Origin of the sequence: Gordonia sp. CPCC 205515 (genome assembly GCF_048537925.1) — a bacterium.
Lineage (GTDB): Bacteria > Actinomycetota > Actinomycetes > Mycobacteriales > Mycobacteriaceae > Gordonia.
Window position 1 is genome coordinate 94,129 of the sequence record NZ_JBCLVJ010000019.1, and the last position, 22,448, is coordinate 116,576.

At 66.7% G+C, this 22,448-nt stretch carries 21 protein-coding genes; 9 read left to right on the plus strand and 12 right to left on the minus strand.

Features of this window, described 5'->3' with window-relative positions; translation table 11 throughout:
* Positions 1-82 precede the first annotated feature (82 nt).
* From AAFP30_RS25170 to AAFP30_RS25185, 4 genes are all read left to right on the plus strand, one after another.
* The gene (locus tag AAFP30_RS25170) at positions 83-1,795 is read left to right on the plus strand and encodes an FUSC family protein (protein WP_419232777.1); all 1,713 of its coding nucleotides are present in this window, start codon (positions 83-85) and stop codon (positions 1,793-1,795) included.
* 1 nt (position 1,796) lies between these two features.
* Positions 1,797-2,657 carry an LLM class F420-dependent oxidoreductase gene (locus tag AAFP30_RS25175; RefSeq protein ID WP_419232778.1) on the plus strand — a complete coding sequence of 287 codons (861 nt, stop codon included), beginning with the start codon at positions 1,797-1,799 and terminating at the stop codon, positions 2,655-2,657.
* A gap of 180 nt (positions 2,658-2,837) precedes the next feature.
* The gene (locus AAFP30_RS25180) at positions 2,838-4,217 is read left to right on the plus strand and encodes a hemolysin family protein (RefSeq protein ID WP_419232779.1); all 1,380 of its coding nucleotides are present in this window, start codon (positions 2,838-2,840) and stop codon (positions 4,215-4,217) included.
* Positions 4,214-5,218, plus strand: coding sequence for a hemolysin family protein (locus AAFP30_RS25185; RefSeq protein ID WP_419232780.1), 1,005 nt, complete (start codon positions 4,214-4,216; stop codon positions 5,216-5,218). Before AAFP30_RS25180 ends, AAFP30_RS25185 begins: the two co-directional genes overlap by 4 nt.
* Before the next feature lie 217 nt (positions 5,219-5,435).
* Here the strand turns inward: AAFP30_RS25185 and gluQRS are convergent, their stop codons facing one another.
* On the minus strand, positions 5,436-6,359 hold the full coding sequence (gluQRS, locus tag AAFP30_RS25190; RefSeq protein WP_419232781.1) for a tRNA glutamyl-Q(34) synthetase GluQRS: 924 nt from the start codon (positions 6,357-6,359) through the stop codon (positions 5,436-5,438).
* A 35-nt stretch (positions 6,360-6,394) separates the two neighbouring features.
* Here gluQRS and AAFP30_RS25195 point away from each other — a divergent pair, with 35 nt between their 5' ends.
* Together AAFP30_RS25195 and AAFP30_RS25200 are read left to right on the plus strand one after the other, a co-directional pair.
* Positions 6,395-7,447, plus strand: a complete 1,053-nt coding sequence (locus tag AAFP30_RS25195) for an ATP-dependent DNA ligase (protein ID WP_419232840.1) — start codon at positions 6,395-6,397, stop codon at positions 7,445-7,447.
* Between the two features lie 2 nt (positions 7,448-7,449).
* A complete protein-coding gene (locus AAFP30_RS25200) occupies positions 7,450-8,523 on the plus strand; it encodes a DNA polymerase domain-containing protein (RefSeq protein ID WP_419232782.1) in 1,074 nt (357 codons plus the stop codon).
* Between the two features lie 75 nt (positions 8,524-8,598).
* Here AAFP30_RS25200 and AAFP30_RS25205 read toward each other — a convergent pair whose 3' ends face one another.
* The 8 genes from AAFP30_RS25205 to AAFP30_RS25240 all read right to left on the minus strand — a co-directional run bounded on the left by AAFP30_RS25205 (position 8,599) and on the right by AAFP30_RS25240 (position 17,512).
* Complete coding sequence (locus tag AAFP30_RS25205) at positions 8,599-9,552, minus strand: calcium/sodium antiporter (RefSeq protein ID WP_419232783.1); 954 nt, start codon at positions 9,550-9,552, stop codon at positions 8,599-8,601.
* Positions 9,553-9,577: 25 nt separating this feature from the next.
* Positions 9,578-10,513 (minus strand): NADP-dependent oxidoreductase, encoded by a 936-nt coding sequence (locus AAFP30_RS25210; RefSeq protein WP_419232784.1) that lies wholly within the window; start codon positions 10,511-10,513, stop codon positions 9,578-9,580.
* A 71-nt stretch (positions 10,514-10,584) separates the two neighbouring features.
* Entirely contained in the window at positions 10,585-11,895 is a 1,311-nt protein-coding gene (locus AAFP30_RS25215; protein WP_419232785.1) for a TerD family protein, read from the minus strand.
* A complete protein-coding gene (locus AAFP30_RS25220; protein ID WP_419232841.1) occupies positions 11,892-12,698 on the minus strand; it encodes an HAD family hydrolase in 807 nt (268 codons plus the stop codon). The genes AAFP30_RS25215 and AAFP30_RS25220 overlap by 4 nt, the downstream gene beginning before the upstream one ends.
* A gap of 68 nt (positions 12,699-12,766) precedes the next feature.
* Positions 12,767-13,897, minus strand: coding sequence for a cysteine protease StiP family protein (locus AAFP30_RS25225; protein WP_419232786.1), 1,131 nt, complete (start codon positions 13,895-13,897; stop codon positions 12,767-12,769).
* Positions 13,894-15,201 carry a phosphoribosyltransferase family protein gene (locus AAFP30_RS25230; protein WP_419232787.1) on the minus strand — a complete coding sequence of 436 codons (1,308 nt, stop codon included), beginning with the start codon at positions 15,199-15,201 and terminating at the stop codon, positions 13,894-13,896. The genes AAFP30_RS25225 and AAFP30_RS25230 overlap by 4 nt, the downstream gene beginning before the upstream one ends.
* Positions 15,198-16,403: an HpcH/HpaI aldolase/citrate lyase family protein gene (locus AAFP30_RS25235; RefSeq protein ID WP_419232788.1), complete on the minus strand. Its 1,206-nt coding sequence runs from the start codon at positions 16,401-16,403 to the stop codon at positions 15,198-15,200. The genes AAFP30_RS25230 and AAFP30_RS25235 overlap by 4 nt, the downstream gene beginning before the upstream one ends.
* On the minus strand, positions 16,400-17,512 hold the full coding sequence (locus AAFP30_RS25240) for a hypothetical protein (RefSeq protein ID WP_419232842.1): 1,113 nt from the start codon (positions 17,510-17,512) through the stop codon (positions 16,400-16,402). The genes AAFP30_RS25235 and AAFP30_RS25240 overlap by 4 nt, the downstream gene beginning before the upstream one ends.
* A gap of 190 nt (positions 17,513-17,702) precedes the next feature.
* Between AAFP30_RS25240 and AAFP30_RS25245 the strand changes: the two genes are divergently transcribed.
* Genes AAFP30_RS25245 through AAFP30_RS25255 form a run of 3 tightly spaced genes read left to right on the plus strand, consistent with a single transcriptional unit; the run spans position 17,703 to position 19,797 of the window.
* Positions 17,703-18,323 (plus strand): AIM24 family protein, encoded by a 621-nt coding sequence (locus AAFP30_RS25245; protein WP_419232789.1) that lies wholly within the window; start codon positions 17,703-17,705, stop codon positions 18,321-18,323.
* 11 nt (positions 18,324-18,334) lie between these two features.
* The gene (locus AAFP30_RS25250; RefSeq protein ID WP_419232790.1) at positions 18,335-19,039 is read left to right on the plus strand and encodes an AIM24 family protein; all 705 of its coding nucleotides are present in this window, start codon (positions 18,335-18,337) and stop codon (positions 19,037-19,039) included.
* The gene (locus AAFP30_RS25255; RefSeq protein ID WP_419232791.1) at positions 19,036-19,797 is read left to right on the plus strand and encodes an AIM24 family protein; all 762 of its coding nucleotides are present in this window, start codon (positions 19,036-19,038) and stop codon (positions 19,795-19,797) included. Before AAFP30_RS25250 ends, AAFP30_RS25255 begins: the two co-directional genes overlap by 4 nt.
* Positions 19,798-19,902: 105 nt before the next feature.
* On the opposite strand, the gene AAFP30_RS25260 is transcribed toward AAFP30_RS25255, so the two are convergent.
* From AAFP30_RS25260 to grpE, 3 genes are all read right to left on the minus strand, one after another.
* Entirely contained in the window at positions 19,903-21,042 is a 1,140-nt protein-coding gene (locus AAFP30_RS25260; protein ID WP_419232792.1) for a DUF475 domain-containing protein, read from the minus strand.
* Positions 21,043-21,157: 115 nt separating this feature from the next.
* On the minus strand, positions 21,158-21,733 hold the full coding sequence (locus AAFP30_RS25265; RefSeq protein ID WP_419232793.1) for a TerD family protein: 576 nt from the start codon (positions 21,731-21,733) through the stop codon (positions 21,158-21,160).
* A 165-nt stretch (positions 21,734-21,898) separates the two neighbouring features.
* Positions 21,899-22,411, minus strand: a complete 513-nt coding sequence (grpE, locus tag AAFP30_RS25270) for a nucleotide exchange factor GrpE (protein ID WP_419232794.1) — start codon at positions 22,409-22,411, stop codon at positions 21,899-21,901.
* Positions 22,412-22,448: the final 37 nt, after the last annotated feature.

A 22,448-nucleotide genomic window follows, 5' to 3' on the forward strand; every position in this document is an offset into this window, starting at 1 on the left:
GACGAACGTAACGAGATGGATGGGCGACGCGACTGGCCATTTTGACCAGTCATAGCCGCCCTCGCCAGGGCATCATCGGAGGGTGACCAAAGCGTGGACGAACACCGCAGCGACGGTCCCCCGTGCGCTCCGCATGTCGCCCGCGCCCGTCGCGGTGACCGCAGCGGTCCGAGCACTTGCCGCCGGCGGTGCACTCTTGGTGGCCGGCGCGGTGATCGGCGACTGGGACAGGTTGGGGGTCGCGTACCTGGGTGCGGCGTGTTCGGTCGCATTTGTGATCGGCGACGACTATCGCGGCCGAGTGGCGGCACTCGCTGCGGCTTCGGTGGGTGCTGCGATCGGCATCGTGATCGGCGGGGTCGTCGACCACACGGCACTACTGATGGTCGCCGTGGCCGTCGGAGCGGGAGTGGTGTCGGGCCTGCTGGGCGCAGCGGGACCACACGGCCCCGCCTTCGGGATGATGCTCAGCATCGGGGTGGCCTATGGGCAATTCGTTGGTTCGGGTCTGGCGCCGTCGGCACAGGTGGTGTGGTATCTCGTGGGTGCCTTTGTGGTCGGGTTCTGCCACGTCGTGGATTGGCCGTTCCGACGCGGCGTGGCGCAACGACGTGCGGCGGTCGGTGTATACGCTGCAGCGGCTGAGTTGTGTGCGGCGATCGGAACTCCCGACGCATCCGACGCGCGTAGGCGTCTGGTGGCGGCGTCGTCGACGGCCCGCACGGCCGGCTGGACACCGCAGACCCAAAACATCGCGTACGCCGCCGCGGCGCTCTATACCGAGAATCGACCGGTGGGACGCGAGGTCGTCGACGCGCTGCATGACGCCGGTGCGCAGGTCGGTCAGCGGCGTCCGCTCCGGGTGCCCACGGCGTGGCCGCCGACCACTCCCGGATTGCGTGCGATGGCAACGGCATTGGATGGCGACGATGCGAGACCCGCGGTGCGGGACCACCGCGGTATCGGCGCGATCGCGGCGTCGCTACGAACCCGCACCGCGTGTCTCAACGCCATCCGTATCGCCCTGTGCATGGGTGTCGCCACCGCGGTCACGCTCACGATTCATGCTCCCCAGCATGCATTTTGGCTGCCGCTGACGGTTGCGGTCATCGTCCGGCCGGAGTACGCCTCGATCGTCGTGCGGACAGTGAACCGGCTGGCCGGGACGATCGTCGGCGCGGTGGTGGCCGCGGCCGTGGTCGCGGTCTGGCCCAGCGGGATCGGGGTGGCGGTGGCGGCGTCGATCGGTCTGGCATTCGCGGCATTGACCGCACCGAAGTTGTACGGACTCAGCGTCATCGGTGTCACGCTGTCGGCGTTGCTGTCGTCATCGGTGGGCGGCCCGGACGTCGTCGGACCCGAGGTGCGTCTGCTCGACACATTCATCGGTGCGGTGATCGCAGTGGTTTTCGGCTATCTGCTGTGGCCGGGCGCGCGGCGGTTGCCGCAGCAGGCACGGGTGGATGACGGTCTAGATGCCGCCGAGGCCTACCTCGAAGAGGCGCTACAGCCGGCACCGAGACACGACTCATTCGCGAGATGCCGCGACGATGCGTACCGGTTCGCCCACGCGGCTCGGTTGTCCTGTCTGGCGGCGTTCGCCGAGCCACCGCCCACGTCCGACCGCGCTCGGGAGATGCTGCCTTGCGCAATCGAATTGGAAGAGATCGTCGACGCGATCACCCAGATCTCGATCGCCGTCGACACCGCGGCCGGCTCTGATCGCGACATCGTCCGGACACGGGAGCGTCTCCGGGACTTACGGTCGAGAATGATCGACACGAGAAGGGAATGACATGGAGATCGGCCTTCACGCCCTGGGTATCGGTCCCGGCGCCGATCCGGAGATCATCGCCGCAACGGCGCGGCACGCCGAGCGTCGGGGTTTCGCCACGCTGTGGAGTGGGGAACACGTGGTGATGGTCGACCAACCGACATCGCGCTACCCCTACACCTCCGACGGCCGGATCGCCGTGCCTGCCGACGCCGACTGGCTCGACCCGATGGCGTGCCTCGCGTTTGCCGCCGCCCACACCTCGACGATCCGGCTGGCCACCGGAATTGTGCTACTGCCCGAACATAATCCGCTGATCATGGCCAAACAGGTGGCCTCGCTCGACCGCCTCAGCCACGGCAGGTTCACCTTCGGGATGGGAATCGGTTGGGCGCGCGACGAATTCGATGCGCTGGGCATCCCGTTCGAACGTCGTGGTGAGCGCGCCGCCGCCTACGTCGAGGCGATGCGCTCGGTGTGGGGCTCCGAATTGGCCACCTACGAGTCCGAGTTCGTCGCGTTCCGCGACGTCCGGGTCAATCCGAAACCGACCCAATCCGCGCTGCCGGTGGTGCTCGGAGGCAACAGCGATCGCGCGCTTGCTCGGATCGCGGCGTGGGCGGACGGGTGGTACGGCTTCAATCTCGACGACGTCGAAGCGGTTGCCGATCGTGTCGCGGTGCTTCGATCGCACTGTGACGAGAAGGGTCGCGCGTTCGCCGGTCTGTCTCTCGCGGTTGCCCTACGCGCTCCGTCGGTTGCCGATCGGAGCGATCTCGCGGACCTCGGGGTGACCGAACTCGTGCTCGTCGAGTCACCGCCCGATGCCGTGGCCGATGTACCGCGGTGGATTGAGGAACTGGGTGACCGCTGGATACCGTGACGGCGTCGGACCAGGCCAGGATGCTGTTTACTCTTTCTTTACGTACACTGGTGCAGTCGCCGCGTAGATCACGGGCGACCCCGACCAGAAAGAGACCATGCGACGCGCCAAGCGCCGAAAACGCCGACGACGATCTTCCCCGGCCCGCTTCACCCCTGACTTTTCCGGCCAGGCCCCGACATGCTGACCCTGCTCGGCATCGTCGTCGGAATCCTGGTCGTCTTCGCAATTACCGCCCTGACCGGCTACTTCGTGGCCCAGGAGTTCGGTTACATGGCGGTCGACCGCTCCCGGCTGAAGGCTCGCGCCGCCGCCGGTGACGCCGCCGCGGAGCGTGCTCTCTCGGTCACCCGACGCACCTCCTTCATGCTGTCCGGCGCCCAACTCGGCATCACCGTGACCGGCCTGCTCGTCGGCTATGTCGCCGAACCGCTCATCGGTAGCGGCGTCGGTGAACTGCTCGGCGACGTCGGTATCCCCGTCGCCGCCGGTGTGGCCATCGGCACGGTGATCGCGATCCTGTTCTCCACCGTCGTCCAGATGGTGCTCGGCGAGCTGTTCCCCAAGAACCTGGCCATCGCCCGTCCGGAACCGGTCGCGCGCCGACTTGCCCGATCCACCACGATCTACCTCGCGGTATTCGGTTGGCTCATCGCGTTGTTCGACAAGTCGTCGAACCTGCTGCTCCGCGCGTTGCGTATCGAACCTGTGCACGACGTCGAACATTCGGCCACCCCCCGCGACCTCGAGCACATCGTGGCCGAGTCGCGCGACGCAGGCGAGTTGCCTGCCGAGCTATCGGTACTGCTCGATCGTGTCCTCGATTTCCCCACGCGCACAGCCGAACACGCCATGATCCCGCGTCGCCGGGTCGACGTGGTGCCTGCCGACATGCCGGCGTCCGACGTGCTGACGACGATGAGCACGGGTCACACCCGCTATCCCGTTGCCGATTCGGATGACGTCGTGGGGGTGATTCACCTGCACGACCTGCTCGAGTGGTCCGCCGATGCCGCCGCCGACCGGTCGGCCACCGCGGCCGCGCTCTGCCGTCGCCCGGTGATCGTGCCCGAATCGCTGCCGTTACCCGAGGTACTCACCCGCGTCGACGCAGCCGGCGACGAAATGGCGGTCGTCATCGACGAGTACGGCGGGTTCGCCGGCGTGGTGACCGTGGAGGACATCGCGGAGGAACTGGTCGGGGAGATCGACGACGAACACGATCCGGACGCACCGTCGGCGATCCGCCAGACCCCGCAGGGCTGGGTGATCCGTGGCGACGTGCACCTCGACGAGGTGTCTCGCGCCATCGACATCGACCTGCCCGAGGGCGACCACGAAACGCTCGCCGGACTGGTCATCACCGCCTTTGTCGGACTGCCCCAGGTGGGCGACGAGACCGTCGTCGTCCTGGAGCCCGACGCCGCGCTCCTCGCCCACGGCGACGATCCGGTTCCGCAGTCCCTGCACGCCCGAGTTCTGGAGGTGGACAAGCACGTTCCGTCGTCGGTGCTGTTGACGGTGGAGCCCGGTTCGGTCGAGGAAGGAGTGCAGCGATGAGTAACCCGTGGATTGTGGCCGCGGTGACCGTGGCGTTGATCGCCGCGAGCGCATTCTTCGTCGCCGTCGAGTTCGCGCTGATCGCGGCACGACGGCATCGGCTCGAGGACGACGCCAGCACCAGCCGCTCGGCCCGTGCTGCGCTGCGCAGCGCCTCGGAGCTGTCGGTGCTGCTGGCCGGGTCGCAGCTCGGCATCACCGTGTGCACCCTGGCGCTCGGTGCCATCACCAAACCCGCTGTGCACCACTGGCTCACCCCGGCATTCGCGGATTGGGGTGCGCCACTGTGGCTGGCCGACGTCGCCGGTTTCGTGCTGGCACTGATGATCGTCACCTTCCTGCACCTGGTGGTGGGGGAGATGGCGCCCAAGTCGTGGGCGATCGCGCATCCGGAGCGGTCGGCGACGCTGCTGGCGCTGCCGATGCGGGCCTTCATGTGGGTGGCCCGCCCGCTGATCGTGCAGCTCAACCGGCTGGCCAACTGGTGTCTGCGCCGCGTCGGTGTAGAGCCCGTGGATCAGGTTGGTGCCGGACAGGATTCGGCCGCGCTGCGACACCTGGTGGAGCACTCGGCCACCGTCGGTGCACTCGACGAGCGCTACCACACGCACCTGACCGGTGCGCTGGACCTGCAGTCGCTGACCGTCGACGACGTCGTCGTGCGTGACGAGCCCAGCAGTATCTCCCGCGCCGCGCATCCGACGGAGATCCAGGACGCCGCTCGACGCAGCCGTCACCTCCGACTCCTCGTGCGCGACAACGGAACCGTCTACGGAGTGGTGCACGTCCGGGACAGCCTCACCGCACCCGAGGAGACAACCGCCGCCGCCCTGATGCGACCGGTGCTCTCCCTCGCCCCGACCGTCCCGGTCTACGAGGCGTTGGCGTCGATGCGGGAGTCGCGACAACACGTCGCCATCGTCGTCGAGGACGGACGGGTCGTCGGTGTGGTCACCCTCAACGACGTCCTGGAGCGCCTGCTGGCCACCCCCACCCGTTGACAGCGCCCGCGATCCCGTTGACCGCGCCCGCGATCTCGTTGACGGCGCCCGCGATCTCGTTGACGGCGCCCGCGATCTCGTTGACGGCGCCCGCGATCTCGTTGACCGCGCCCGCGATCCCGTTGGCCGCGCCCGCGATCTCGTTGACCCGTGCCTTGCTGGGCGCTGTCGATGCGGAATCGGGCGCTGTCGACGGGATCCAGGGCGCTGTCGACGGTCAGGCCCACTCGTCGGGAGTCAGAATCCACGGTTCGCGCGGTAGGGCGCCCGGGTCGAAACGCTCTACCAGCGTGGTCAACTCGACGTGTTCATCCGCGCCGGCGAACCCGAGCGAGTGCGCGATCCGCGTCCGCACCCGGTCGACGCCGACCCCCTCGGCCGCCAGATCGGCCAGGGTCACCGCACCGTCGCGCTTGCTGAGCCGAACATGCTTGCTGTTCAACACCATCGGCACATGCGCATACACGGGCGCCGGGTACCCGATAAGGGTGGCCACGTACGCCTGGCGCGGCGACGACGAGAGCAGGTCGTCGCCACGCACCACCTGATCGACACCTTGCGCCGCGTCGTCGACGACGACTGCGAGGTTGTAGGCGGGGGTGCCGTCGTTGCGCTGGACCACGAAGTCGTCGACCATGCCGGTGTACTCGCCGTGCAGCAGATCGGTGACGGTGAACTCGGTGACGTCGGCGCGGATGCGGATGGCCGGTGGGCGTCCGGCCGCCCGCCGCTCGGCGCGCTGCGTATCGGTCAGGTCGCGGCACGTCCCCGGATACGCGCCCTGCGGAGCGTGCGGGGCCGACGGCGCCTCCAAGATCTCGCGCCGCGTGCAGTAGCACTCAAAGGTGCGGCCCTCGTCGCGCAACGTATCGATGACACGCTGATAGACCGCGAGGCGATCGGTCTGATAGACGACCTCGCCGTCCCAGTCGAGGCCGAGCGCCGCGAGATCACGCAACTGTCGACGATCGGAACCCTCTGCCGTGCGATCCAGATTCTCCATCCGGATCATGAACCGGCGACCGGTGGTGCGGGCAAACAGCCAGGCCAGCACTGCGGTCCGCAGATTGCCGACGTGGAGATCACCGGACGGCGACGGCGCGTACCGGCCGGCCCCGTGCGGTAAATCGTTGGCGTCCATTGCGCATCAGGGTACAAGTGACCACGATGGAGGTTGTGGACCTCCCGGTGATGCCGCCCATCGCACCCATGCTCGCCAAGGCTGTGCCGTCCGTGCCCGACCAACCCGACGGTGATCCGGTGTGGTCGTACGAGCCGAAATGGGATGGCTTTCGGGCGTTGATCTTTCGGGACGGCGACGAGGTCGCGATCGGCTCGCGCGGTGGTAAGGACCTCGCACGCTACTTCCCCGAACTCGTCGCGGCCGCCAAAACCGAACTGCCGGACAAGGTGGTTCTCGATGGGGAGATCGGAGTACCCGCCCTCATCGGGGACACCCACCGACTCGATTGGGACTCCCTCGCCCAACGCATCCACCCCGCCGAATCCCGCGTGACCATGCTGTCGGAGAAGACCCCGGCCATCTTCATCGGCTTCGACGCGCTCGCACTGGAGACCACGTCGGTGAAGGACGAACCGTTCGCGGTCCGCCGGGAGGCCTTGCTCCGTGCGATCAATGGCAGCAGACCGAAGGACCGGTCGTTTCACGTCAGTCGCGTGACCACCGACAGCGCCGTCGCCGAAGACTGGTTCTCCGCCTTCGAAGGCGCCGGCCTCGACGGCGTCGTCGCCAAACGCCTCGACGGCGTATACGTCGAGAACAAGCGCGAGATGATGAAGGTCAAGCACAAGCGCACCGCCGACTGCGTTGTGTTCGGCTACCGCGTACACAAGAGCGGCACCGGGCTCGGCTCCATGCTGCTCGGGCTCCACACCGACGACGGTGAGCTGCACATGGTCGGCGGGACGGGTGCCTTCTCGGATGCCAAACGCATTGAGCTGCAGGAGATGTTCGAGCCGATGCGGCTCGACCCGGATAAACCGTCCGGTGCGCAGCCGACCAGATGGCGATCGGAGAAATCGGGGGAATGGATACCGATTCGGCCGGAACTCGTCGTCGAGGTGGCCTACGACCAGATGGAGAATCACCGTTTTCGCCACACGGTGAAGTTCTTGCGGTGGCGACCCGACCGCGACCCGGAAAGTTGCGGATACGACCAACTCGAGGTTCCCCTCACTTACGATCTGCACGACGTCCTGGAAGGCTGACCATGGCATCCCGTTCTCCGGCAATCGAACTCGACGTCGACGGCATCGCCGTCCGACTGTCCAACCCGGACAAGATCTACTTCCCCGAACTCGGCGAAAATGGTGGCCGCAAGAGAGATCTCGTCGGCTACTACCGCGACATGGCGCTCGCCGGCCCCATCATGAACGCCCTGCGCGACCGGCCGACGTTTCTGCAGCGATTCCCCGACGGCGTCGACGGCGACGAGATCTACCAGAAGCACCTCGCCAAGAAACGCCCCGAGCACGTCCAATCCACCCGAATCGTATTCCCCTCCGGACGCACCGGAGACGCCCTCAAGCCGACGGTGCCGGCCGATATCGCGTGGGGCGCCAACCTCGGCACCGTCACCTTCCACTCCTGGCCCACCATCGATCCCGACAACGATCATCCCGATCAACTCCGTATCGACCTCGATCCGCAACCCGGCACCGACTTCGACGACGTGCGTCGCGTCGCCCTCGAAGTACTGCGGCCGTTGCTTGAGGAGTTGGGTTACATCGGATTCCCGAAAACCTCAGGCGGACGGGGCGTTCACGTGTACGTGCCCATCGAACCCAAGTGGGATTTCATCGCCACCCGGCGAGCGGTCATCGCGATCGCCCGTGAGATGGAACGCCGCGACCACGACTCCGTGACCACCTCATGGTGGAAAGAGGAACGGGGAGAACGGATTTTCATCGACTTCAACCAGAATGCCCGCGACCGCACGATGGCCTCACCCTACTCGGTGCGACGCAGCCCCAACGCCCGCGTCTCCACACCCGTCACCTGGGACGAACTCGCCGACGTCAACCCCGACGACTGCACCATCGCCACCGTGCCCGAACTCGTTGCCCGACGCGGAGATCCGATGGCCGACATCACCGCCCGCCGACGCAGCCTCGAACCACTCCTGGAGATGGTGGCCCGCGACGACGAGAACGGGTTGGGCGACATGCCGTACCCGCCGAGCTACCCCAAGATGCCGGGTGAGCCGCCGCGGGTGCAGCCGTCCAAAAAGGTTGCGGAGCATTGGGATGAGCAGGGTAATCGGGTACCTCCCACCGCTGGTTGAGCAGCCTCCGAGGCGGTAGCCGAGGCGGCGTCCGTCGAAACCAGCTACCGCACCACCGCTGGTGGCCCAACGACATCACGTCCGCGCCACCACCACCCACACCAGGTACGCGACATACAGGGCGACGAACAGTCCGCCTTCCACCCGCGTCACCTTCCGGCCGGTGACGAACACCGGAACACACAGCAGAGTCGCCGCGGCCATCAACGGCAAATCGATCCGGACCAGTTCCGAGGTGACCTCGAGCGGGCGAACCAGCGCCGTGGCACCGAGAATGAACGCGATGTTGTAGGTACTCGAACCGATCAGATTGCCGATCGCGAGATCCCGGTTGCCGCGGATGGTCGAGACGATCGTCGTGACCAACTCCGGCGCAGAGGTACCGATGGCCACCACCGTCAGGCCGATGACCGCCTCACTCACCCCGAGATCACCCGCGACCGTCACCGCGCCGTCGACCAGCCAGTCAGCTCCGACGATGATGACGGCGAGACCCGCGACCAGCTGCAATGACCGCACCCACATCGAACCGATCTGCGGAACCTCCTCGACCGCTTCGGATTCCATGACCGGATCAGGGGTACCGCTGATCTCGAGACGGATGACCGTGGCGGTGTAGACGATCGCCACCACCAACAGGATCAGCCCATCGAGTCGAGATAACGTGCCGTTCGCGGCCAGCACCCACAGCAGCAGAGCGCTACCCACCATCACCGGTAGGTCGATGCGAATTGTCTGCGGACGCAGGGCAAGTGGCACCATTGCGGCCGAAAGTCCCAGGATCAACAGGATATTGACGATGTTGGTGCCGGCGACGTTGCCCACCGCCAACGGCCCGGCGTCGTTGAGTGCGGAGTCGATACCGATCGCCAACTCGGGCAGGCTGGTGCCCAGCGAGACTACGGTCAATCCAACCAGCAACGGCGACACCCCGAGCCGAGCGGCGATCGCCGAACCGCCCCGCACCACCCACTCGGCTCCCAGGACGAGCACGGCCAGGCCGGCAACGAGCAGTACGTACTCCACCATCGGAGACTATCCGGCGTTTCCGCGGTCAGGGCAGCAACGCGACCTTTCCGCCCGGGTGCCCGGTGGCCACCAACTTGAGCGCGGTCCGTGCGTCGGAGAGCTGGTAACTCGCGGCGATCGGAATCATCAGATCACCGAGGCCGGCGAGCCGAATCATCGAGCGCCGGGAGGCGTCCCGGAAGGCCAGGCTCTCCGGCTGCATGCCGCCCAGCGCCCGGAAGCCGTCGGTGGCCGCTCGATTCGGTGCCGCGATGGTCACGATGCGCGACCGGTCGGGCACCAGTGCCAACGACACGTCGATGGCCTCGCCGGTGCCCGCGGCATCCAGCGCGGCCCTCACCCCCTGAGGTGCGGCCCTCCGCACCCGATCGATCAGCCCAGGCCCGTATTCGACAGGGATGCCGCCGAATCTGTGCACCTTGTCCAAGTTCGCCGCCGACGCGGTGCCGATCACGGTGATCCCGCGCAGCCGTGCGAGCTGCAACACGACGACGCCGACGGACCCCGATGCGGCATGGAGAAGGATCGTCTCGTCCCGCTCGACCTCGGCGGCCCGCAACATGTCCGCGGCGGTGGTCCCGGCCAGTAGTAGATTCGCGGCTTCCGGGTACAGCAGACTTTCGGGTTTGGCGAACACCTTGTCGGCCGGCACGGTCAGTGCCGTCGCATAACCACCGCGCACCCGAAAGGCGAGCACCTCATCACCGACCTGCCCACCACCGGACGCGATCTCGGTGTCCGGGCCGATCGCCGCGATACGCCCTGCGACCTCATAACCGATCGGCAGCGGAAAGTCGCTGGTAGACGCGCGTCGTGCGTGCTTGAGATCGGCCGGATTCACGCCCGCGGCCCGGACCTCGATGGTCACTTCGCCGGGGTCGGGCGGGCGGAGCGTGTCGTCGACAAACGCGAAGTCGTCGAGTCCGCCCGGGCCAGTGGCCACCCATCGTTGGACTCGCATGCGCCCCAGGCTACGCCGTGTGGATCCGAATCAGCTGCGCCACGACGGGGCGGGCTGCGGGTCTCCGCCGGTCACGACAGATAGCGCGTGACCAGTGGCCGCGCGTCTTTCGCGGTGCGGCCCTGGAAGCCGTCCCCGATCGCGCGTAGATTCCATTGGCCGCCTTCGCGATGGATCACCGCCATCACGACGCCGGTGAACGGCATGCCGCCCGCGAGGGTGTAGCGGGCGAGTTCCGCCCCGGTGGTGTCGTCGATCAGTCGGCAGTAGGCGTTCGCGACCTCTTCGAACGTCTGACCGCGGTACGAGGTGACGATGAAGACCAGGTTGTCGACCGACGGCGCCACCGTGGGCAGCGACACGTTGATCACTTCGTCGTCGCCATCGCCGTGACCGGTGAGATTGTCGCCCGAATGCCGGATGGATTTGTCCTTTGACTTCAGGCTGCCGAAATAGACGGTGTCGACGCAGTTGCCAGCCGCGAACATCAGAACCGATGCGTCGAGGTCGATCGACTTGCTGCGACGCTTGCCGAACGACTTCTGGGCCGGGTCCCAGCCGAGACCCATCCGAATCGAGGTGAGCGCCACGCCGCCGTCCTTGCGCAGGGTCACCTTTTGGCCCTTGGTCAGGTTGACGGGGCGACCCTTGGTCAGGTTGACCTCGGGGGGCTGCTGGTTCGGGGCCGGTGCGGGGGGCATCCCGAACTGTGGTGCCGGACTGGCCTGCGGCGCCTGGTACTGCTGCGGCGCCTGGTACTGCGGTGCCTGGGGTGGTTGGTACTGCGGTGCCTGCGGCGGCTGGTACTGCGGCGGTGGTTGGTACTGCGGTGCCTGCGGCGGCTGGTACTGCGGCGCTGGGGCCGGAGTCGGTGGGGCCGACGGTGCATCGTCGACGCTGACCCCGTGATCGCGCACCAGGTCGGCGAAGCCGCCGGCGTAGCCCTGACCGACGGCACGGACCTTCCAATCGGCACCCCGTCGATACAGCTCGATCGTCACGACCACGGATTCGGACGTCAGGCCGTCGACGGGAAAGTCGAACAACGCCGTGCCCAGCATGTCACCGACATGCGCGACCGGCGGGCCGATCATCCCGAAACTCGACGACGGGTTGTCGAGTGTGACGACGGCGCGCACGGCATGGATATCTGCAGGTACCGCAGCGGTGTTCACGCTCAGTCGGGGACGTCCACCGGCGGTGTCGAGGGTCACGCCCGGCCCGGCCGGCTGGTTGTAGAACACGAAATCGGCGTCGCTGCGCACCAATCCGCGATCGGTCACCAAGAGCGCCGAAAGATCTGCGGCCGCACCCACATCGACGGTGATGGTCACGTCGTGGGCGGGCAGCGGTGCGTTCTGTCCTTTGCTCAAGGTGGTCATCGGGTGGCCTCCAGTGCTGTGTCGTTGCAGTTGCCGTGGGAGTTGTGGACCTGACCGAGAAACCACTCCAGGATCTCTTCGCCGGCAAGGGCTCCCGACTGTGCGGTCACCCGGACGTGATCACGGTTCCACTCGAGATGATGGAGTTCGCCGTGCCGCGGACGAATCGCACGGTCCGCCGATTCCAACAGGTCCGCGTCGAGCCAGCCGTCGCCGGCGGCGACGAGAGAGGCATCCGCGCAGATCCGGCCGGACTCGATCAGTCGCCGACGGACTTCGGCGACGGCAGCGGACTTCGTGACGCATCGTGGCATCGCGTAGATCTTGCGGCCTTGTTGCGAGACAGTCCAATCGCGGTCTTGGCACCACTGGGACCACTCCTCGAGGAAGCCCCCGGGCTGGGCCGCGAGATCGACGACCAGGTAGCAGAACAGGTCATCGGCGATCCGAAGCGACTTCACCCAGCTGTCGTCGATGCGGCTGCGCAAGTTGGCGACCACGGTGTCCAGGTCGGCCCGGCACTCCCGCAATACCCGCTCGATGCCGGCCCGCCACCTCATGTCATCGACACCGTCGACCAGAATCCGACCGCCGTTGCTGACGACCGCATAGGGGAAGGGGCTGCCCGGCAACGACACTCGCCCGAATTGCGTCGCGGTCCGCGTGGTCGTGGGTACCACGGGCACCGACGCCGACAGGTCGCTCAAGAGTGACATGCTGCGTTCGGTCATGTACGAAATGGGGGCGTCCTGATAGATCTCCACACACTGGGGTGCGGCCGACGCGAACTGCTCGTCGCCCATGGCGGTGCGCGAGTAGATCAGTGTCCGATCCAGATCGGAGGCGACGAGAACTGCTGTGGGGGCGAGGTTCACACGTTCTCCTTGATCAGTCCCACGCAGGAGTAGCCGAGGCCGTCGACGACCTCGACCGGTACACCCCGCTCGGCCGCGAGCAGACGGATGTGCGCATGCTCAGGAAGTTCGGCCGCGCTGACGAGAACACGCCAGGGGATGCGGCGCAACAGGACTCGGGTCGTCTCACCGATGCCGGGCTTGACGAAGTTGATCGACGTCAGGCCATAGGTCTGCTGAATCTGTTCGACGGCACGCCATCCCGTCCAGGTGGGTGTGCGATCGCCCTGGACGATCTCCCGTACTCTGCGTGGCACCTGCTGTGCCACCGCCGCGAACTCGGCGCTCACCGTGTCCAGCAGCAGGCCCGAGACATCAAACGGGGCGAGTTCACGGTAGAACTTGGCTCCGTGGAAGTCGTCGGGTCCGATGTACTCACGGTTCAACACGGTGCGCGAAACAAGTCCGGACACAGTCGAATTCAGGCATGCGGAGGCGATCAGGAAATCGTCGCGGGTGCCGAAGGTCTCGGTGCAGTGACCGGTGTCGGCCAGCACCGCGAGCCCGTCGTGCAGCTGGGGGCCGCCGGCTGCCGTGAACTCGCGGAGTGCCTCGGACAGCTCACGCTGGATCGCGCCCTTGCCGGTCCAGCCGTCGACGAACACCACCGACTTGGGAGCATGCGCGGACACGATGTGCCGCAACGCGTTGACGTCGATCCCGCGGTCGCGGACGATGGACACCGCGTAGTGCGGAACCGAAGTGTCGTGCGCGAACTCGATCCACCGTCGGATGAGAATGCCGACCGGCGTGCCGGCGCGGGCCAGCGACACCAACGTGGGTCGGGAATGGCGTTCGGCGAGAATCAGTTCGGCCACCACACCGACCGCCTCGGCCAGGCGGCGCGCGGCGGATCGCAGGGTGGTGTGGAACAGCTGCTGATACTCGTCGCCGGGCTGGAACTCGATCGGCAGTGACTCTGCATAGTGGGCTGCACCGGATTGCACGCGACGTTCGCGTTCGGCGAGGTCGCCCTCGAGCGCGACGTGGGACAGGTCCTTCAGCAGCCAGGTGACTTCGTCGGATCGGTAGGAGCCGAAGTCCGGACCGCGTAGGGCGCGCGCGGATCCGGTGGTCGCGGCCGTCACCGGTTGCCCCGAGACGTGGCGATGACGGACTGGGCAGTCTCGGGGACCACGAGCACCGTGACGTCGTGGCCGGCGGCGCCGAGTACGTCGAGCAGTCCGCCCGGGGCACGCAATTCGGCGGTGTCGGCGGGCGAGTCCGCGACGAACAGCACCTGTGCCGGTGGCCCGTCGGGTGCACCGACGTTGTACAGATACCGTCGCGCATCCGGATCGGATTCCGGTGCGGTGAACTCGAATCCACGCCGCAGAGGATAGCCGTCCACGTCGCGCACATGCGCCGGCGAACGGGTGGTCGTCTGGTAACGCACGTCGAGGCCGTCCCGCTCGAGGCGTTCGGCGACACACAGTGGCAGATACATGAACTCCTCATGGCCCACGACGACGAGCGGTCGGTCGGTGTCGACGACCGACCGCGCCACGCGCGCCACGTCGTCGACGGCGTGATGGAATTGTGCGGCCTCGCTGTACAGGTATCCGTGCCGACCTCCGTCGGGCACGTCGTCGGGCCACGCGACCTGCTCGACCCGTGACTGTCCGCGCACGCCGGCAACCGGATTCAGGTCAGGTGCCGCCAAGGCGCACACGTCGTCGATCAAGCTGTGCGGCAAGGTGACCCGACCATGGGCGAGGGAGACGTGGTCGATCCGCACCCCGAGCGAGGCCGCGGCATCCGCCGTCGCGGCCAGGTGTGTCTCGTCGCGCATGTCGACCAGTGCGGCGATCACATAGTGCGAACGCGGATGGATGCGGTGCAGGGCCGCAACGGCTTCCACCGCGGTCTTGCCGGTGGAGATCTCGTCGTCGACCAAGACGAGTGGCCCGCTTCCGGCGAGGAGATCCGGCGAACTCGGCTGGAGCAGATGGGTGGTGGCGTGCGAATGACCTTCTTCGAAGGTTCCGTGGACCTCGGCGCCCGGGCGTCGACGGCGCGTCGAATGCAAGTACGTCTGCGCGCCGATCCGTTCGGCCACGCAGTGGCCCAAACCCGTTGCCGTCTCGGCGAATCCGACGACGACGGCGCAGCCCGCGGCGTCCGGACCGAGCGTGTCGAGCACCGCATCACCCAGATCATCGGCAGCGCGGCGCACCACCCGCGGAGACACCGGGATGTGTTTACCGAGCACCGTGGACACCAACAGGTGGGCACGACGCCGGTTGCGGCGCAACCCGAGAACGACGAGATCGGTCACCGAATGCCCCGTCGACGAGTCGGGCCGGTCCTGTACCTCGGCGCCGAAGGTGGTCGTCACCCAGGACTGTGTGGGAACGGCGCCGGCCGCCGGAACGGTCGAGGTCTCGGTCATCGGTCCGCCAGCGCCGTCAGCAGATCGACGAAGTCGATGCCCTGCCTGGTCACGCCGAAGACGGCGGCGCGATCCATCACGCGTCGCGCCCAATTGCGGTGCGGTTTCAGCTCATTCATCTTGTTCCCATACGACGAGGCACGCACTCCGCCGGTCTCGCCGGCCAGGATGTCGCACGCGTCGTGATACTCCTCGTGGGTCACCGCCGACAATGCGTGGACGGGCGCGACGTGGGCGGGATGGATGACGGTCTTGCCGTGGATGCCGTTGGCCCGGTCGAGTGCGATCTCGCGAAGCAATCCGTCCATGTCCCGACTGACCAGTTGCTGACGGAACATCACCGCATCGTGTTCGCGGAATGGCGTCTGCCGCAGGGTGGGCCGGAACAGACGCTCGTGGTCGGCGAAGTACTCCCACACCGGCCCGGTGACGACATGTCCGGAATCCTCGCAGCGGCCCAGGTAATTCACGACGTCGGCGATCACGTCGGCAGCCACCCGGACGTCGTAGATGGTGAGGTCGCGGTCGCGTCGGATCCCGAACAGGCCACAGATGTCGGTGGCGCCCAAGCGGACCGCCAGGATGTGCTCGCGGAAGTCGGCCAGGGTGGACGCGACGTGTGCGAGGTGCTCGTCGCGGGTCTCTCGGTGGACGAGTTCGCGGGATTCGAGGACGGGCATCGCGAACAGATGCGTCGACGTCGCCGAGGACGCCTCGGCGATGGCGGCGAGATCGTCGTGCCCGGCTGCGGTACCGAACTTGGGCAGGACGAAGCCGTTCAGGGCGTGCTCGGAACCCAATTGCGTTGTGATGGAGATGATCTGCTCGGCGCGACGGGTCCGGACAAACAGCAGCATGGACGCCGCCGCGCTGTGCGCAAGCGACCGCAACGCCGCAACGGCGCTGTCGATGGCGGTCCGCTCGTCCTCGTCGGCGACGGCGTCCTCGAGATCGATGACCATGGAGGTCACGCCTTCGGCGTGGCGGCGCGCGATGGTGTCGGCCAGATCGGGACGGGTGCCGGGTATATACAGGGTGGCGCCGAGGGCTAGCGCAAGCCGATCGCGGGGTGCGTCGAGTGGGATGTATTCCGGCTTGATGCAGAACAGGTTGTTGGCGACGGCGGCATCGAGGTGGTGGAACTGCCGCACGCCATGTCGGCCGAGGCCGGTGGCGTCGTCAGCGGGCGCAGTGATGGTCATGGTGTTGCGATCTGTCCTCTCATGCGATCGACGATCTCCCCGATTCGTTGATCGACGGCCTCGAGATTGGTGACATAGGCCCAGTAGTCCGGGTGAATCCGGTCCAGGGCCGACGTCGCTCGAGCGATCCGGTCGGCCTGAGCATCGAGCACTGAACCCCATTCGTCAACAAGGGAGTGGTTGAGTGCGAACTGTTGGGCATCGCGTAACCGAAATCGTACCCGCCGTTCAACTGCGGCCGGGTCGTCACGCACTCCGCGGAGAAGCCGGAGCCGGTCGAGAACGGCATCGACGGCGTCGTCGGCGCGGGCCAGCTGCTCCCGCGCCCGCTCCCCGGCAGCCGCCGCGTGGGCGGGGGGGGCGGCGAGACGACTGCGGGCGGTGGCCAGAGCGTCGTCGGCCCGACGCAGCGCGTCGTCGATGATGGCCTGGTTGCCATCGAGGTCGGTCGAACACTCGACACTGAAGTCACGGCGCAGCGCCGACAGCGTGGGCTGCACCTGCTCGCGTCGGGTCGAGATCGCGTTGCGCAGGGTTTCTACCGAACGAATGACGACCTGCGCGCGACCCGCGTACCCGACCGCCTCGGAGAGCACACCGCTCACGCGTGCCGCGGCGGCGATCACCGCGCGCGCCGCCTGGCGTCGACCCATCAGACCCGAGGCCCGCTGGAACGCCGCGTCGGCAGCGGAGAGTTCGTCGACGGCGCCGATCACCGTCGTGAGTCGGGTCAGGCTCGGGTCGGCCTGCTCGAGCTCGGTGACGGCACGGGTGATCGCGACCTGGGCATCGTGGTTGAGGGTCGACGCCTCGTGCAGCGCGCCGCGCGCCCGGGACAACTCCGACTCGTGCGCGGCGCCGAAACGCATCATCTCGTCGTTGACCTGCAACAATCCGTTCGTGCCCGCCTGTACCTCGGCAGGGTGCGGACGGTGATCGCTCCCGGGTGAGGCCAGCCGCAGATATTCGGCGGTGACCGACGCGTGGTGCTCTCGAATCGCCGTCCACTCGGCGCGCAGCGACGACCGTGGGTCGAGTTCGGCGGCGGCGGTGACCGCGCTGTCGATGTCGCCGACGATCTGATCCGAGGTCAGGAACGCCGTGGTCATCTGATCGAGGTTGGCATTGCCCTCACCCGCGTCACGGTCACCACCTCCGAACCACCGGCGGGCAAAGTTTCTGGGCACGTGCCGATGCTATCGAGTAACTTCCATCGAGACAGGGGGGTGCCGACCAATGCGTGCGGTACTTCGTGCCCTGGGGTCGGTCGTCGACCCCAGATACTTCACGGGAGGTCGGGTGCAGCTGGTCCAGCGCTCCAAGCGGGTCATCGAGGCGAGACTCAACAACACCGCGGTGCGGGCGATGAGCGGTTCGATGGTCGCCTACGAGGGGCAGATCAACTTCAAGTCGGCCGGCTTCGGCGGCGGCGCGGGCCTCGTCGCCGGTATCAAGCAACGCGCGACCGGTGAGTCGCTGTCGTTGATGGAATGCGCCGGGCATGGCGTCGTGTACTTCGCTCACGATGCCGCGGAGACGACGATCATCGAACTCGCGGGCGAAACCCTGCAGGTCGAATCCGAGCAATTGATGGTCCTCAACGGCAACCTGAACACCAACGTGACCTTCGCGGGCTTGCGAGGTGCGACCGGTGGGCAGGGACTGTTCACCACCACGGTGAGCGGACACGGCCAGATCGCGTTGCTCTCGCGCGGCGGACCGCTGATCCATCTTGAGGTCTCGCCGCAGTATCCGCTCGTGGTCGACCCCGACGCATTCGTCTGTGCGCGCGGCAATCTCAACCAGTCGTTCGTCACCGATGTCTCGTGGCGCACGGCCATCGGGCACGACGCCGGTGAGGCATTCTCATTGCGCTGGGAGGGATCCGGAGTGGTCTCGATTCAGCCGGCCGAACGATAGGGGACCGGAGCATGTTCACACAGGTCAACAGCAAGGTCGTCGCCGTCGACATCGGCCAGACCGGCCCGGTGATCGCGCGCAAGGGTGCGATGCTCTACTACACCGGTCACGTGCTGTTCCAGCCGCATCAGGTCGCCGGCGCGCCCGGCGGCTTCGGTGCCGGCGGCATCGGGGGGATGGCGGGCCGGCTCATGTCCGGCGAACACGAGTCGACGATGATCGCGCAGGGTAATGGCAAGGTGCACTACGGCTTCCGCGGCATCGAGGTCAAGATCGTCGACGTCGGCGCATCGGGTGGGCTGCTGCGGATCGAAGCGTCGCGACTGCTGGCCTACACGTCCCAACTTCAGGTCTCGGTGGTGTCGGTGGCCTCCCAGGGCGGCGGCGGAGGTGGTGGCGGTGGCGGCCTGTTCGGCTCGCTGCGGTCGGCGGCCGCCGGCGCGATCACCGGTCAGGGGATGTACACCACCCAGCTGTCCGGTGCCGGCACGGCGGTGATGCTGGGGCACGGCGGGATCTTCGACCTGCCGGTGACGCCGGACAAGCCGGTCGTCGTCGACCCACAGGCATACGTCGGTGCGACGGGCCAGATCAACACGACTCTGAAGTCGACGATGAGTTGGCGCAATGCCGGCCGAACCGGTGGCGAGTCAATGCAATTGGAGTGCACCGGCCACGGCGTGGTGTTCGTGCAGGCATCGGAGGAGAAGTTGTGAGCGAGCTCAACACCGTCTGGAATCCCGCCACGCTGCCGGCCGACGACAACGTCCCCGGCAACAATTACAGCTTCTCGATCGACCTCACCGCCCCGTGGTTCCTGTCCAAGGGAGCGATGATCGCCTACTACGGGCAGATCAACTTCACCTCCCTGCAACACGGTCTGCACGGACAGACGCTGCAGATGGTTGCCCAACAGTTCTCTGCGCCACTGTTTCTCGGTGATTTCGTGGTCGCCGAGGGGCACGGAAAACTCATCCTCGGTGACCGTGGCTATGACATCAACGCCTACGACCTCGACGACGGAAACCTCACCATCCGGGCGTCGAATCTGCTTGCGTTCCAGCCGAACCTGACGCTCAACCAGTCGATCGTGCCCGGCTTCCTCACGCTGATCGGCACCGGGAAGTTCTTGGCGTCCTCGAGTGGGCCGGTCATGTTCGTCGAACCGCCGGTGCGGGTGGATCCCGAAGCGCTCGTCGGGTGGGCGGACTGCCCGTCCCCGAGTCACCACTTCGACGAGGCCTATGTGACGAGCTTCATGGCGGCAGCCGGACGACGCTTCGGGATCAACTCGGGTGAGGAGCGCCAGTTCGATTTCGTCGGCGCCGGAACGGTTCTCATCCAGTCGAGCGAGAAGGTCCGTAACGACTCGTCGATCATCCGCAGCATCCAGGGCCAGCTGCCGGGAATCTCGGTGCCCGGGCTCCAGCAGATCAATCAGCAGATCTCTGCCCAACTCGGCCAGCACCAGTAGCGCACCCCGGGCCGGGGACCACCACCACAGACAGAAGCGGTCTGCTACCGACGGATCGGTAGCAGACCGCTTGTGCGCGTGCTTATTTGCGTGCGGTGGTCCAGGTCATGCCGAAGCTGTGGGCACCGTGTCGGTTTCGGAGCCGGCCAGACGCTTGCGCCGGACGATGCTCGAGATGAACGCGGCCCCGATGAGGACCACACCGACCAGGCCGGTGACGATCTCGTTGACGTGCGTGCCGATCGAGTACAGCAGGATGAACGCGAGAGCGCCGATCGCCCAGTGCGCACCGTGCTCGAGGTAGACGTACTCCGAGAGGGTGCCCTTGCGAACCAGATAGACGGTCAGCGAGCGGACGAACATGGCGCCGATGAAGCCCAGGCCCAGCGCGATGATGATCGGGTCGGCGGTGATGGCGAACGCGCCGATCACACCATCGAACGAGAACGACGCGTCGAGCACCTCGAGGTAGAGGAACAAGAAGAAGCCGGCCTTGCCGGTCGCCTTGGCCAGTTCGGTCGGGCCGCCGGAGCGTGCGCGACCTTCATCCGTGGGGTCCTCGGCGCCGTCGTCGTCGATCTCGGTGTCGACGTTGAACAGTTCACCGAGGCCGTTGACCACGATGTAGGTGATCATGCCCAGGGCACCGGCGATCATCACCGTCGACCGCTCGTCTTCGGGTGCGATGAAGGTCGCAGTGAGGACCAGCAGACCGGTCGCGATGACGACTTCGAGCATCTCGAGCTTGCCGATGCGCTCGAGTGGGCGTTCGATCCAGCTGAGCCAGGTGATCTCTTTTTCCTCGAGGACGAAGCCGAGGAACAGCATGAGGAGGAACATGCCGCCGAATGCCGCGATCTGCGGATGGGCGTCGGTGATGATGGTCTCGTAGCTCGGATCACCGTTGGCGAAGTACGCTGCGCCATCGGGTGGCGGGTTGAGCGCGAGGTGCAATGCTTCGGCAGGGCCGAGACCCGATGCCAGCCACACGATCACCAGCGGGAACACCAGTCGCATGCCGAAGACGGCGATGAGGATGCCGATGGTGAGGAAGATCTTCTGCCAGAAGTCACTCATCCGACGGAGGACGGTCGCGTTGATGACCGCGTTGTCGAAGGACAGCGAGACCTCGAGGATGCCGAGGATGACGGTGAGGAAGACGGCCTGCCACCCGCCGTACAAGAACGCGACGATGACCGACAGGATCGTCACCACGATGGAGATGCCAAAGATACGAATTACCAAGGCAGAGGAAACCTTTCATGAAGGTGGCCGACTGTCGTAGAGACAGGGACACACCGAGCCGCATGCGGCACCCGCGGGACGGATGCCGCATGCGGCTGCGTTGCCGAGGCGTGAATCAGACGTTGACGCCGAAATCGCGGGCGATACCGGTCAGGCCCGAGGCGTAGCCCTGGCCCACCGCGCGGAACTTCCACTCGGCACCGTTGCGGTACAGCTCGCCGAAGACCATTGCTGTCTCGGTGGCCGCGTCCTCGCTCAGGTCGTAGCGGGCGATCTCGGCGCCGCCGGCCTGATTGACGACCCGGATGAACGCGTTGCGGACCTGCCCGAAGGACTGGCTGCGGGCGTCGGCGTCGTAGATGGAAACCGGGAAGATGATCGAGTCGATGTTCGGCGGGACCCCGGCGAGGTCGACCTTGATGACCTCGTCGTCTCCCTCGCCCTCACCGGTCAGATTGTCGCCGGCGTGCTCGATCGAGCCGTCCGGCGAGCGCAGGTTGTTGAAGAAGATGAAGTGTGCGTCAGACACGACCTTCTTGTCGGTGCCGAGCGCGATCGCGCTGGCATCGAGGTCGAAGTCGGTGCCGGTCGTCGTCCGGAGATCCCAGCCCAGACCGACCGATACTGCGGTCAGACCCGGTGCCTCCTTGGTCAGCGAGACATTTCCACCCTTGCTCAGGCTTACGCCCATTCCGAGACCTCTCTAGTTTCCCCATTGCCCGTCCGATTTGTACGGGTTGTCTGCGACACCCACTGTAGGCGAGGACGCACTGTCTCTCCGTGCGTCGTCGCTCAAAGAGCCGACGCACGGAGAGGCGATGACGCTTGCGCCAACCGCCTGCGTACAGCAGACGGCCTAGGTGAAGACAGTCACCAACGCGGGCCGCACCGATCGTCCCGCGACGACGAGTCCGGGCCGGATCACCTCGACCACCGTGCCAGCGATTTCCTGGTTTCCGACTGCGGGTCGCGTGTCGCCTGCTTCCATCACCGAGACGTCGAACTCGTCGCCGGCCCGGGGGACGATCACCGCGCCGTCGCGGCCGGCGATGAGCCGCTCCAAACCGTCCCGCAGCGCGGTGAAGGCGGTGGTCTCCCGGTCGGAGGCCGCCGACCGCGCGCAGGTGTCGGCGTCGGTGAACAACGCGAACAGATCGACCAGGAGTGCGGTGTCGGTGCGCTGTCCCGATCGGGCGCTGTCCGACGCGACGAGGATGTCGAGTGCCTTGGCCTGGCGCGCCACCACGCGGGTGAGGTCTTGCACTTGCTCGGCGAGACGATCGAGGTGTTCCTGCAGGTCCGCGGCGTCGGATGTTTCGTCGGCAGCTGCTTGCTCGGTTCCGGTTGGGTCAGCCACCGATTCGGTCATTCGACGAGCCTACCCACGGTCGGAGGTGGTCAGCCGC